Origin of the sequence: Streptomyces sp. NPDC056479 (assembly GCF_042795335.1) — a bacterium.
Lineage (GTDB): Bacteria > Actinomycetota > Actinomycetes > Streptomycetales > Streptomycetaceae > Streptomyces.
In genome coordinates this window covers 693,113-704,906 of sequence record NZ_JBHTRZ010000003.1, presented here as the reverse complement: position 1 = coordinate 704,906, position 11,794 = coordinate 693,113, and the positions used below count along the sequence as shown (strand labels likewise).

General features: G+C 70.5%; 14 protein-coding genes. 4 read left to right on the top strand and 10 right to left on the bottom strand.

Features of this window, described 5'->3' with window-relative positions:
- Positions 1–209: 209 nt before the first annotated feature.
- The 4 genes from ACFQ6S_RS14635 to ACFQ6S_RS14620 all read left to right on the top strand — a co-directional run bounded on the left by ACFQ6S_RS14635 (position 210) and on the right by ACFQ6S_RS14620 (position 2,519).
- Positions 210–755, top strand: a complete 546-nt coding sequence (locus ACFQ6S_RS14635) for a DUF1697 domain-containing protein (protein WP_383408169.1) — start codon at positions 210–212, stop codon at positions 753–755.
- The gene (locus ACFQ6S_RS14630; RefSeq protein WP_383408166.1) at positions 748–1,122 is read left to right on the top strand and encodes a DUF4440 domain-containing protein; all 375 of its coding nucleotides are present in this window, start codon (positions 748–750) and stop codon (positions 1,120–1,122) included. Before ACFQ6S_RS14635 ends, ACFQ6S_RS14630 begins: the two co-directional genes overlap by 8 nt.
- Before the next feature lie 2 nt (positions 1,123–1,124).
- Complete coding sequence (locus ACFQ6S_RS14625; RefSeq protein ID WP_383408163.1) at positions 1,125–2,141, top strand: ketopantoate reductase family protein; 1,017 nt, start codon at positions 1,125–1,127, stop codon at positions 2,139–2,141.
- A gap of 87 nt (positions 2,142–2,228) precedes the next feature.
- Positions 2,229–2,519, top strand: a complete 291-nt coding sequence (locus tag ACFQ6S_RS14620) for a hypothetical protein (RefSeq protein WP_383408160.1) — start codon at positions 2,229–2,231, stop codon at positions 2,517–2,519.
- A gap of 53 nt (positions 2,520–2,572) precedes the next feature.
- On the opposite strand, the gene ACFQ6S_RS14615 is transcribed toward ACFQ6S_RS14620, so the two are convergent.
- The 10 genes from ACFQ6S_RS14615 to ACFQ6S_RS14570 form a co-directional block, all read right to left on the bottom strand.
- Positions 2,573–3,313 carry a sirohydrochlorin chelatase gene (locus ACFQ6S_RS14615; RefSeq protein WP_383408158.1) on the bottom strand — a complete coding sequence of 247 codons (741 nt, stop codon included), beginning with the start codon at positions 3,311–3,313 and terminating at the stop codon, positions 2,573–2,575.
- Positions 3,314–3,320: 7 nt separating this feature from the next.
- A complete protein-coding gene (locus ACFQ6S_RS14610; protein ID WP_383408155.1) occupies positions 3,321–4,211 on the bottom strand; it encodes an ABC transporter permease in 891 nt (296 codons plus the stop codon).
- The gene (locus ACFQ6S_RS14605; protein ID WP_383408152.1) at positions 4,198–4,986 is read right to left on the bottom strand and encodes an ABC transporter ATP-binding protein; all 789 of its coding nucleotides are present in this window, start codon (positions 4,984–4,986) and stop codon (positions 4,198–4,200) included. The genes ACFQ6S_RS14610 and ACFQ6S_RS14605 overlap by 14 nt, the downstream gene beginning before the upstream one ends.
- A gap of 36 nt (positions 4,987–5,022) precedes the next feature.
- A complete protein-coding gene (locus ACFQ6S_RS14600) occupies positions 5,023–6,123 on the bottom strand; it encodes an aliphatic sulfonate ABC transporter substrate-binding protein (protein WP_383408149.1) in 1,101 nt (366 codons plus the stop codon).
- A 201-nt stretch (positions 6,124–6,324) separates the two neighbouring features.
- Positions 6,325–7,653, bottom strand: a complete 1,329-nt coding sequence (locus tag ACFQ6S_RS14595; RefSeq protein ID WP_383408146.1) for a sulfate adenylyltransferase subunit 1 — start codon at positions 7,651–7,653, stop codon at positions 6,325–6,327.
- A gap of 2 nt (positions 7,654–7,655) precedes the next feature.
- Complete coding sequence (gene cysD, locus ACFQ6S_RS14590; protein ID WP_383408144.1) at positions 7,656–8,594, bottom strand: sulfate adenylyltransferase subunit CysD; 939 nt, start codon at positions 8,592–8,594, stop codon at positions 7,656–7,658.
- On the bottom strand, positions 8,591–9,166 hold the full coding sequence (cysC, locus tag ACFQ6S_RS14585) for an adenylyl-sulfate kinase (protein ID WP_383408141.1): 576 nt from the start codon (positions 9,164–9,166) through the stop codon (positions 8,591–8,593). Before cysC ends, cysD begins: the two co-directional genes overlap by 4 nt.
- A complete protein-coding gene (locus ACFQ6S_RS14580) occupies positions 9,163–9,873 on the bottom strand; it encodes a phosphoadenylyl-sulfate reductase (RefSeq protein WP_383408138.1) in 711 nt (236 codons plus the stop codon). Before ACFQ6S_RS14580 ends, cysC begins: the two co-directional genes overlap by 4 nt.
- The gene (locus tag ACFQ6S_RS14575; protein ID WP_383408135.1) at positions 9,870–10,049 is read right to left on the bottom strand and encodes a hypothetical protein; all 180 of its coding nucleotides are present in this window, start codon (positions 10,047–10,049) and stop codon (positions 9,870–9,872) included. The genes ACFQ6S_RS14580 and ACFQ6S_RS14575 overlap by 4 nt, the downstream gene beginning before the upstream one ends.
- Complete coding sequence (locus ACFQ6S_RS14570) at positions 10,046–11,743, bottom strand: nitrite/sulfite reductase (protein ID WP_383408132.1); 1,698 nt, start codon at positions 11,741–11,743, stop codon at positions 10,046–10,048. Before ACFQ6S_RS14570 ends, ACFQ6S_RS14575 begins: the two co-directional genes overlap by 4 nt.
- Between the last annotated feature and the right edge of the window lie 51 nt (positions 11,744–11,794).

Sequence of the window (11,794 nt, the reverse complement as noted above, 5' to 3'; positions counted from 1 at the left end):
GTGGGCCCTCCCCACTGGGGAGGATGGCGGTCCCTTACATCTATCCGGCCCGGTCGGGGGTGGAGATCAGGGGAGGAGTGCGCGGATCGGGCGGAGGAGGTTGTGCTTCGCGCTGACCGGTAAGTAACTTACGGGTTCCGGCCGTCGTGCCCGCCCCCACGGGGCACGACGGCCACCCGCGGCCGCTCATGTCGCCTTAAGGTGGCCGAATGACGACGTATGCGGCGCTGCTGCGCGGAATCAACGTGGGCGGCAGCAGAAAAGTCCCGATGGCCGATCTGCGCACCCTGATGACCGGCCTCGGCCTCGACGGCGTACGCACCTACCTCCAGAGCGGTCAGGCGGTGTTCGCCTCCGGCCACGGCGACGAGGAGTCCCTGGCGGCGGAGCTCGCGACGGCGATCGAGAAGCACTTCGGCTTCGCCGTGGACGTGATCGTGCGCGACCACGCCTACCTCAAGGCGATCATGGACAACTGCCCCTTCCCCGCAGCGGAGTTGGAGCCCAAGCAGCTCCATGTCACCTACTTCTCCGCCCCGGTGGACGCCGAGCGCTTCGCGGAGATCGACCAGCCCACCTACCTCCCGGAGGAGTTCCGGCTCGGCGACCGCGCGCTGTATCTGTACGCCCCGAACGGCCTCGGCCGCTCCAAGCTCGCCGAAATCCTGTCGCGGCCCCGGCTCAACAAGGGTTTGATCGCCACCAGCCGCAACTGGAACACCGTCGTGAAACTCATGGAGATGACCGGTGACTGAGCACGATTCCGCCGTGACGGCCGCCATCGAGGGCGAACTGAGACTGCTCGACCCCGACGTCCGCCGCTCGCCCGAACTGCTCGGGTCACTGTTGCACCCCGAGTTCCACGAGTTCGGTGCGTCGGGGCGGCGCTGGGACCGGGCCTCGACCATGGCCCGGCTGCCCGCGGACACCGGTCCCGCCGGACGTTACGTCGTCACCTCCGGGATCGAGGGCGTCCGGCTCGCCCCGGACCTCGTCCACCTCACCTTCGACACGGAGTGCAACGGCAGCCGCGCGCACCGCAGTTCGCTGTGGCGGCGGACGGACGACGGGTGGCAGATGTACTTCCATCAGGGGACGCCCTTCAGCGCCGAGGGGGAGTGACCTTGAGGTACGTCATCATCGGGGCCGGAGCGGTCGGCGGCATCATCGGCGGACGGCTCGCTGGCTCGGGGCACGAGGTCGTCCTGGTCGCCCGGGGCGCCCACTTCGAGGCCCTACGGGATCAAGGACTGCGGCTCAGGGTGCCGGAAGGGGAGCTGACCCACCGGCTGCCGGTCGTCGACGGACCCGCCGCGCTCGGGGAGCTGCGCCCCGACGACGTCCTCGTCCTCGCCGTGAAGACGCAGGACAGCGCCGCCGCACTGCGGACCTGGGGCCCGGTCCCGGTCGCGGGCGGGGGTACGGCCGCCGAGCGGCTGCCGCTGGTCTGCGCGCAGAACGGCGTCGAGAGCCAGCGCCTCGCCCTGCGGCTCTTCCGGCGGGTCTACGGCGTCTGCGTCTGGCTGCCGTCGACCTACGTCGAGCCCGGCGTCGTCTCCGCCGCCGGCAGCCCTCTCACCGGCATCCTGCACCTCGGCCGCCATCCGCACGGCACCGACGAGACCGCCCGCCGTATCGCCGCCGGCCTGGAGAAGTCGCACTTCGAGGCACCGGTCGTGGCGGACGTGGCGCGCTGGCAGTACGCCAAGCTGCTGTCCAACCTCGGCAACGCGCTGGAGGCGGTGACCGGGCCCGTCGGCAGCGAGGAGGCCGGGGCCCTGTTCCGGCGGGTGCGGGCCGAGGGTGCGGCCGTGCTCGACGCCGCCGGGATCGCCTACGCGAGCGCCGAGGAACAGCACGCGGCACGGGGCGACAAGGTCACCCTCGTCCCGCTCGACGGTGCCCCGCGCGGCGGTGGCTCCTCCTGGCAGTCCCTCACCCGTGGCACCGGCACCATCGAGGCCGACTACCTCAACGGCGAGATCGCCCTCCTGGGCCGCCTGCACGGCGTACCGACCCCGCTGAACGAGCTCCTCCAGCACCTTGCCGACACCTTCGCGCGCGAGCGGCGGGCGCCGGGATCGATGCCGGTGGGGGAGCTGATACGGCTGGCCGAAGAGGCCGTTGTCAACCCGAGCTGATCATCTCACCGCCGCTCGGCGCAACTGCAGGACAAGGGGCGGGTGTTGTCCCTAGGGTGATCGGCGCGAACCAGTGGAGGCGGGACAGTGAGCAGCTACAACATCCGTGACATCGACGGTCCGTCGGACAACGGCGCCGACCCCGCCGCGGTGTTGCGCCTCGCGGAGCGGCTCGTGGAGTTGCTGCGCATCGAGAACCCGGCGCTCGTCCCGAAGGGAGAGCTCGTCCGGGACGAGCTGCGCCACGCCGCGCATGACGGCCTGCCCGCCAACCGAGGCATCATCCGCTTCGCCCTGGAGGCCATCCGCACCCGCGTGGCGGCGGGCAGCGGCAGCCTTGCCCTGGTCCAGCAGCTGGACCGCGTGCTCGGAGTGTGACACCGGGCCTCGCGCGGAGGCGCGCCTCGGAGCCCCGGCCGCCGAGGGCGGTCTCAGGCCCCGACCGCCGCCAGCACCGGCATCCGCGCGGCCTCGTACCGCTCCAGCAGCACCCGTGCCACCTCGGGCGCCGGCCCGAGCACGTCCGCGAGCACGTCCGCCTCGGCCGCGCCCCGCGCGATGCGGTCCGGGAGGAAGCCGGGGGCCAGGACGTAGGGCGCCACGGCCACCCGCTCGCAGCCGAGATCCCGGAGCTGACGCACCGCGTCCTCGGTGCGCGGAAGGGATGCGGAGGCGAACGCAGGTCGCACGGCGCACCAACCGGTGTGCCGCCACTCCCGCGCGATTTCTGCGATCACTGCGATCGCCTCCGGGTCGGTGGACCCCGCCGAGGCCAGCACGACCCCGGTCGAGGACTTGTCGGCGGGTGTCAGTCCCGCCTCGTACAGACGCCGTTCCAGGGCCGACACCAGCAGCGGTGACGGGCCCAGTACCTCCGCCTGCCGGATCCGCAGCCGGCGCGGCGCGTCGCGCAGCACCGCCGGGATGTCGGCCTTCGCGTGGAAGGCGCGCGTCAGCAGCAGCGGCAGCGCCACGACGTCCCGGACGCCCTCCGCCGCCAGGGACTCCAGCACCCCCTGCGCCGACGGGATGTTGAAGTCCAGGAAGCCGGTCTCCACCCGTACGTCCGGGCGCAGCGAACGGACCCGCCGTACGAGGGCGTGCACGGTCGCGGCGTGCCGCGGGTCGCGGCTGCCGTGGGCGATGACGAGAAGGACCGGTTTCACGGACATCGGACTCTCAGCTCCTTGCCAGCAGACCGCGGCTGCGCAGCACCCACCGCTCCAGCGGGCTGAAGATCAGCAGGTCGATGGCGATGCCGACGATCAGGATGAGCAGGATGGCGAAGAACACCATGGACATGGAACTCGTGTTGCGGCCGTTCTCCAGGAGCTGGCCGAGGCCCACCCCCAGGTCGGGGGAGGACGCGATGATCTCCGCCGCCATCAGCGAACGCCAGGAGAAGGCCCAGCCCTGCTTCAGACCCGCCAGATAGCCGGGCAGCGCGGCCGGCATCACGATGTGCCAGGTGCCCTTCAGGCCCGTCGCCCCCATCGTCCGGCCCGCCCGCAGGAACAGCGGCGGCACCTGGTCGACGCCGGACACCAGGCCGTTGGCGATCGAGGGGACCGCGCCCAGCAGGATCACCGCGAACATCATCCGGTCGTTCAGGCCCAGCCAGATCACGGCCGGCGGCACCCACGCCACCGACGGCAGGGACTGCAGGCCGGACAGGATCGGGCCGATCGCCGCGCGCACGAACTTCACGCGCGCCACCAGCAGGCCCAGCGGCGTACCGATCGCCAGCGCCAGCAGGAAGCCGAGCAGGCCGCGCGACACGGACGTCCAGATGTACTCGTGGAGCGTGCCCTGCAGCCACGACTCGCGCAGCTCGCCCCACACGTCGGCCGGCGCGGGCAGCTTGGTCGGGTCGCCGGCGACGCCGGTCGACACCAGCAGCTGCCAGATGCCCAGGACCAGGGCGACGGCGACGATCGGCGGCAGGATCTTCTGGGTCAGCGTCCTGCGGAACGGCGTACGGCTCGTCTGGACCGTGTCCAGGGCGTCCAGGCCTGCCTCGAGTCCGTCGAGATCGTTGCCGTCCTTGACGGTCGTCTCAGTGCTGGCCATGGCGGCGGATCTCCCCACGCAGTTCTTCGGTGATCTCCCGGGACAGCTCCGCGACCGCGGCGTCCTCGATCCGGCGCGGCTGCGGGATGTCGACCGTCCACTCGCGCGCGATCCGGCCCGGGCGGGAGGACAGCAGGACGACGCGCTGGGCCAGCCGGACCGCCTCGCGCACGTTGTGCGTGACGAACAGGACGGAGACCTCGGTCTCGCGCCAGATGCGGGTCAGCTCGTCGTGCAGCACGTCACGGGTGATCGCGTCCAGCGCGGCGAACGGCTCGTCCATCAGCAGCAGCCGGCTGTCCTGGGCGAGCGCGCGGGCCAGGGCGACCCGCTGGCGCATACCGCCGGACAGCTCGTGCACCCGCTTGCCGTACGCGCCCTTCAGCCGGACGAGTCCGAGGAGCTCCTCGGCACGCTCGCGCCGCTCCGCCTTCGCGACCCCGCGCAGCTTCAGGGCGAGTTCGATGTTCCTGCCCGCGGTCAGCCAAGGGAAGAGGGCGTGCTCCTGGAACATCAGCGCCGGGCGCCCGTCGGTCGTGATGCCGCCCGCGGTCGGCTTGTCCAGCCCGGCCACCAGGTTCAGCAGCGTCGACTTGCCGCAGCCGGACGCCCCGAGGAGGGTGACGAACTCGCCGGGTGCGACATCGAGCGTGATGTCGTCGAGGACGAGCTGCTGCCCGGCGGGTCCGGCGAAGGACTTCGAGACGTGCTCGATGCGCGCGGCGTGCTCCACGGACGTATCCGTGTCAGCGGCCTTGGCGAGGGCTGTTGCCATGGTCGTCACCTCCTGGGAAGTCTCGGAACGGGATGGTCACTGGGCGCCGAGACCGGCGTCGTCGACCTCGGGTTCGCCCTCGGCCTCGAGGACCTTGTTCAGCGGCGTCAGGTCGTAGATGCCGGTCAGGTCCGGCTGCTGCAGCAGCCCGGCCTTGACCGCGTGCTCGGCCTCGGTGTTCAGCGTGGCCGCCAGCGGATCATCGGTGACCTGGATGGACTGCCACGCCGGGTCGAGCACATCGGCCGGCAGCGGCTTGCCGGTGTCGGCCTTGAGCTGCGCGTTCGCCGCCGCCTTGGCCTGGTCCGGGTTGGCGTCGATCCACTCGTTGGTCTTCACCGAGGCACGCAGCACTGCCTGAACGGCCTTCGGGTGCCCCTTCAGGAAGCTCTGCGACACGATCACGTTCGTGATCACGAACTTCTTGTCGGGCCACAGGTCGGCCTCGTCGAGCAGTACCTTGCCGCCCTCGGCGACCAGCTTGGAGGCGGTCGGCTCCGGCACCCACGCGCCGTCGATCGAGCCGGACCTGTAGGCGTCCGGCGTGATCTTGTTGTCGGTGCGGACCACCGAGACGTCACCCTGGCCGCTCTCCGCGTCGACCTTCCAGCCCTGCTCGGAGACCCAGTTGAGGAACGCCACGTCCTGGGTGTTGCCGAGCTGAGGCGTGGCGATCTTCTTGCCCTTGACGTCCTTGAGGGACTTGATCTTCTCCGGGTCGACGACCAGCTTCACGCCGCCCGACGCCGAACCGGAGACGATGCGCAGGTTCTTGCCGCCCGACTTCATATAGCCGTTGACGGCGGGGGAGGGGCCGATCCAGCCGATGTCGATGGACCCGGAGTTCAGCGCCTCGATCTCCGAAGGACCGGCGTTGAACGTGGCGTACTCCGCCGTCGTGCCGCCCAGCTCCTTCTGGAACAACCCCTTCTGCCGGCCGACCAGCGCGGTGGCGTGGGTGAGGTTCCCGAAGTAGCCGATCTTCACCGAGTCCAGTCCGTCGACCTTGGCCGCCCCGGCGATGGCCTGCTCGGTGTTCTCCTTGGCCTGCGAGCCGTAGCCGCAGGCCGCGAGGGCCAGCAGCGGCAGCGCGGCCAGAACGGCGAGGGTCCGTCGCAGGGCGGGGGTGACAGGCACGGGAGGAGTTCCTCTCGGTGGCCCGGTCTCACGCCCGTGTCAGGTCGTGGCCGGGAGGTCGGCGGGTTCGTCCGGAGCGGCGCGGAGCGCGCGGGTCAGCGCACACATCGCGGTACGCCGCCCCCGCCGCTCCCGAGGGCGCCGCTGCCGACGCGACCGCCCTCCTTCGCGAACGTGGAGTAGACGTCGTGGGGCTTCATGTCAGAAGTCCCAGCCGTCGTCGTCGGCCTCGTCCTTGACCGGTTCCGGCGAGGCGAACGACTCGCCGACCATGCCCGCGGTGAGCGTGGTGCCGTCGCTGGGGTCGATCAGGATGAACGAGCCGGTGCGGCGCGAGTCGGCGTAGGAGTCGACCGGCAGCGGCTCGGCGGTACGGATCTTCACCCGGCCGATGTCGTTGGCGACGAGATGGCCCGGGTGCGGGTGCAGGGACAGGTCGTCCAGCGTGAGCCGGGACGGGATGTCCTTGACGATCGCCTTGACCGTGCGGGTGCCGTGCTTGAGCAGCACCCGGTGGCCGACGGTCAGCGGGGCGTCGGCGACATGGCAGACGGTCGCCTCGATGTCCTGCGTGGTCGCGGGGGCGTCCTTGGTGGGCACGATCAGGTCGCCGCGCGAGATGTCGATGTCGTCCTCCAGCAGGACGGTCACCGACTGGGTGGTCCACGCGACGCGGACCGGCTCGCCCAGCAGGTCGATGCCGGAGATCTTCGACGTACGGCCCGACGGCAGCACGGTCACCGACTCGCCGACGCGGAACGAACCGGCGGCGATCTGGCCGGCGTAACCCCGGTAGTCCGGGTGCTCCGCGGTCTGCGGCCGGATCACGTACTGCACGGGCAGCCGCGCGTGGCAGTGGCTCAGGTCGTGGGTGACCGGGACCGTCTCCAGGTGCTCCAGGAAGGTCGGCCCGCCGTACCAGTCCATGTTCGCGGACGGGTCCACCACGTTGTCGCCGGCCAGCGCCGAGATCGGGATCGCGGTGATCTCCGGGACGCCGAGTTCGAGCGCGTACGCCGTGAACTCCTCGGCGATCGCGGCGAACACGGACTCCTGGTAGTCGACCAGGTCCATCTTGTTGACGGCGAGCACGACGTGCGGCACGCGCAGCAGCGCGGCGATCGCCGCGTGCCGGCGGGTCTGCTCGACGACGCCGTTGCGGGCGTCGACCAGGATCACCGTCAGCTCGGCCGTCGAGGCACCCGTGACCATGTTGCGGGTGTACTGCACATGGCCGGGGGTGTCGGCGAGGATGAACCGGCGCCGGGGCGTGGCGAAGTAACGGTACGCCACGTCGATCGTGATGCCTTGCTCCCGCTCGGCACGCAGACCGTCGGTCAGCAGCGCGAGGTCCGGGGCGTCCTGCCCGCGTGAGGCCGACGCGCGCTCCACGGCCTCCAGCTGGTCGACGAGGACCGACTTGGAGTCGTGCAGCAGCCGCCCGACGAGGGTGGACTTGCCGTCGTCGACGGAGCCGGCGGTGGCGAACCGCAGCAGGGTCGTCTCGGAGAGTTCCGTGGTCGTGCTCATGCTTAGAAGTACCCCTCGCGCTTACGGTCTTCCATCGCGGCCTCGGACATCTTGTCGTCGGCGCGGGTCGCGCCGCGCTCGGTGAGCCGGGAGGCGGCGATCTCGGTGATGACCTGCTCCAGGGTCACGGCATCGGAGTCGACGGCGCCCGTGCAGGACATGTCACCGACGGTCCGGTAGCGCACGAGACGCTTCTCGACCCTCTCGCCGTCCTTCGCGCCGCCCCACTCGCCGGCGGTCAGCCACATACCGCTGCGCGCGAAGACCTCGCGCTCGTGCGCGAAGTAGATCTCCGGCAGCTCGATGCCCTCGCGGGCGATGTACTGCCACACGTCCAGCTCGGTCCAGTTGGACAGCGGGAACACTCGGACGTGCTCACCGGGGGCGTGCCGGCCGTTGTACAGGTTCCACAGCTCGGGCCGCTGCCGGCGCGGGTCCCACTGCGAGAACTCGTCGCGCAGCGAGAAGACGCGCTCCTTGGCCCGCGCCTTCTCCTCGTCCCGGCGGCCACCGCCGAACACCGCGTCGAACTTCTCGCTCTGGATCTTCTCCGTCAGCGGCACCGTCTGCAGCGGGTTGCGGGTGCCGTCCGGGCGCTCCTTGAGCACGCCCCGGTCGATGTAGTCCTGCACGGAGGCGACATGCAGCCGCAGCCCGTGCTTGTCGACCGTGCGGTCGCGGTACTCCAGGACCTCGGGGAAGTTGTGCCCGGTGTCGACGTGCAGCAGCGAGAAGGGGATCGCCGCGGGGGCGAACGCCTTCAGCGCCAGGTGCAGCATGACGATGGAGTCCTTGCCGCCGGAGAACAGGATCACCGGCCGCTCGAACTCGCCCGCGACCTCGCGGAAGATGTGCACCGCCTCGGACTCCAGCGCGTCCAGGTGCGAGAGGGCGTACGGAGAGTCCGTGCCCTCCTCCACCTTGGCGACGGTCGTCGTCATGCCAGTCCCCTTTCGGTGAGCAGCGCGTGGACCGCGGCCGCGGACTCCTGGACGGTCTGGTGCTGCGACTCGATGCGCAGGTCGGGGGTCTCGGGCTCCTCGTAGGGGTCGTCGACCCCGGTGAGCCCGGACAGCTCGCCCGCCGCCTGCTTGGCGTACAGACCCTTCACATCACGTACGGAGCACACCTCGACCGGAGTGGCCACGTGCACCTCGATGTAGGGCGCCCCGGCCTCCTGGTGGCGCCCCCGCACCGCCTCGCGGCTGTCCGTGTAGGGGGCGATCACCGGGACGAGCGCCTTGACGCCGTTGCGGGCGAGCAGTTCGGCGAGGAAGCCGATGCGCTGCACGTTGGTGTGCCGGTCCTCGCGGCTGAAGCCGAGGCCCGCCGAGATGAACTCGCGGATCTCGTCGCCGTCGAGCACCTCGACGAGGTGGCCCTCCGCGCGCAGCCGGCCGGCCAGTTCGTACGCGATGGTGGTCTTGCCGGCGCTCGGCAGACCCGTGAGCCAGACGGTGGCTCCGGTCGTCACTTGGTTCTCCTGAGTCAGATTCGTCTGGGTGATCGTCATCCGTGCAGCCCGCACTCGGTCTTGGCCCGTCCGGCCCAGCGGCCGGCCCGCGCGTCCTCGCCCTCCAGCACCCGGCGGGTGCAGGGGGCGCAGCCGACGGAGGCGTAGCCGTCCATCAGCAGCGGGTTCGTCAGCACACCGTGCTCGGCGACATACGCGTCCACCTCGTCCTGGGTCCAGCGGGCGATCGGGGAGATCTTCACCTTCCGGCGCTTCTCGTCCCAGCCGACGACCGGGGTGTTCGCCCGGGTCGGGGACTCGTCGCGGCGCAGCCCCGTCGCCCAGGCCACATACCCCTTGAGGCCCCGCTCCAGCGGCTCGACCTTGCGCAGCTTGCAGCACAGGTCCGGGTCGCGGTCGTGCAGCCTGGGGCCGTACTCGGCGTCCTGCTCGGCGACCGTCCGGCGCGGGGTGAGGGTGATGACGTTGACGTCCATCACGGCCTCCACCGCGTCGCGGGTGCCGATGGTCTCCTCGAAGTGGTAACCGGTGTCGAGGAACACGACGTCCACGCCGGGCATGGCGCGGGAGGCGAGGTGGGCGACCACCGCGTCCTCCATCGACGAGGTCACACAGAAGCGCTTGCCGAAGGTGTCCACCGCCCACTGGAGGATCTCCAGCGCGGAAGCGTCCTCCAGATCACGGCCCGCCTGCTCGGCGAGCGCCTTCAGATCCTCTGTCGCGCGCTCTTCCTGAATCGCGGTCATATCTCGTCTCCCCCGGCGTCGTTGGGCTGAAGGCCCCGGGAGAGCAGCCCGAGGAACTTCAACTGGAATGCGCGGTTGCACGCCGCGCATTCCCACGCGCCGTGGCCCTGCTCGCTGGGACGGAGGTCCTCGTCGCCGCAGTAGGGGCAGTAGAAGGGGGCGGCCCGCTCGCTCATGAGAGGGCCTCCTCGGACGCGCGGGTGACCCAGGCGGCGAAGCGCTCGCCGTCCTCACGCTCGTCCTGGAACCGCTTGAGGACACGCTCGACGTAGTCGGGCAGCTCATCGGAGGTGACCTTCAGGCCACGCACCTTGCGTCCGAACCCGGCCTCCAGGCCGAGCGCGCCGCCGAGGTGCACCTGGTAGCCCTCGACCTGTTCGCCCTTGTCGTCGATGACCAGCTGGCCCTTGAGACCGATGTCCGCCACCTGGATACGGGCGCAGGCGTTCGGGCAGCCGTTGAGGTTGATGGTGAGCGGCTCGTCGAAGTCCGGGATACGGCGCTCCAGTTCGTCGATCAGCGCGGCGCCGCGCGCCTTGGTCTCGACGATGGCGAGCTTGCAGTACTCGATGCCGGTGCAGGCCATGGTGCCGCGCCGGAAGGGGGAGGGCTTGGCGGTGAGGTCCAGCGCCTCCAGGGCCTCGACCAGCGGCTCGACCTGAGCCTCCTCGACATCGAGGACGATCATCTTCTGCTCGACGGTGGTGCGGACCCGGTTCGAGCCGTGGGCCTCCGCGACCTCCGCGATCTTCGTCAGCGTGGCCCCGTCGACACGGCCGACACGCGGCGCGAAACCGACGTAGAAGCGGCCGTCCTTCTGCCGGTGCACACCGACGTGGTCGCGCCAGCGCTCCGTGGGCTCAGCGGGCGCGGGACCGTCGGTCAGCTTCCGCTGGAGGTACTCGTCCTCCAGGATCTGGCGGAACTTCTCCGGGCCCCAGTCCGCGACCAGGAACTTCAGGCGGGCCCGGGTACGAAGGCGCCGGTAGCCGTAGTCACGGAAGATGCCGATCACGCCCGCCCAGACGTCCGGAACCTCGTCCAGAGGCACCCAGGCGCCGAGCCGGACACCGATCTTCGGGTTGGTGGACAGCCCGCCGCCGACCCACAGGTCGAAGCCGGGGCCGTGCTCGGGGTGGTCGACACCGACGAAGGCGACGTCGTTGATCTCGTGGACCACGTCGAGCAGCGGGGAGCCGGAGATCGCCGTCTTGAACTTGCGCGGCAGGTTGGAGAACTCCTTGCTGCCGATGTACCGGTCGTGGATCTCGTCGATCGCCCAGGTGCCGTCGATGATCTCGTCCTCGGCGATACCGGCGACCGGCGAGCCGATGACGACGCGCGGGCAGTCGCCGCAGGCCTCGGTGGTGGACAGCCCGACGGCCTCGAGCCTGTCCCAGATCTCCGGCACGTCCTCGATCCGGATCCAGTGCAGCTGGATGTTCTGCCGGTCGGTGATGTCCGCACTGCCGCGCGCGAACTCCTGCGAGATCTCGCCGATCACCCGCAGCTGCTGGGTGGTCAGCCGGCCGCCGTCGATGCGCACCCGCAGCATGAAGTACTTGTCGTCCAGCTCCTCCGGCTCCAGGATCGCGGTCTTGCCGCCGTCGATCCCGGGCTTGCGCTGGGTGTAGAGCCCCCACCAGCGCATCCGGCCGCGAAGATCGTTGGGGTCGATCGAGTCGAAGCCACGCTTGGAGTAGATCGTCTCAATGCGTGTCCGCACATTGAGACCGTCGTCATCCTTCTTGAACTGCTCGTTGCCGTTGAGCGGGGTGAAGTGTCCCGCGGCCCACTGGCCCTCACCGCGGTGACGGCTCACCTTGCGGCGGGGAGTCGCGGCGGCAGGCTTCTGCGGGTTGGCGGCCATGGTTGATACGTCCTTCGGGACAGGCGGGAAAGCGGCTCTGACCTGCGCATA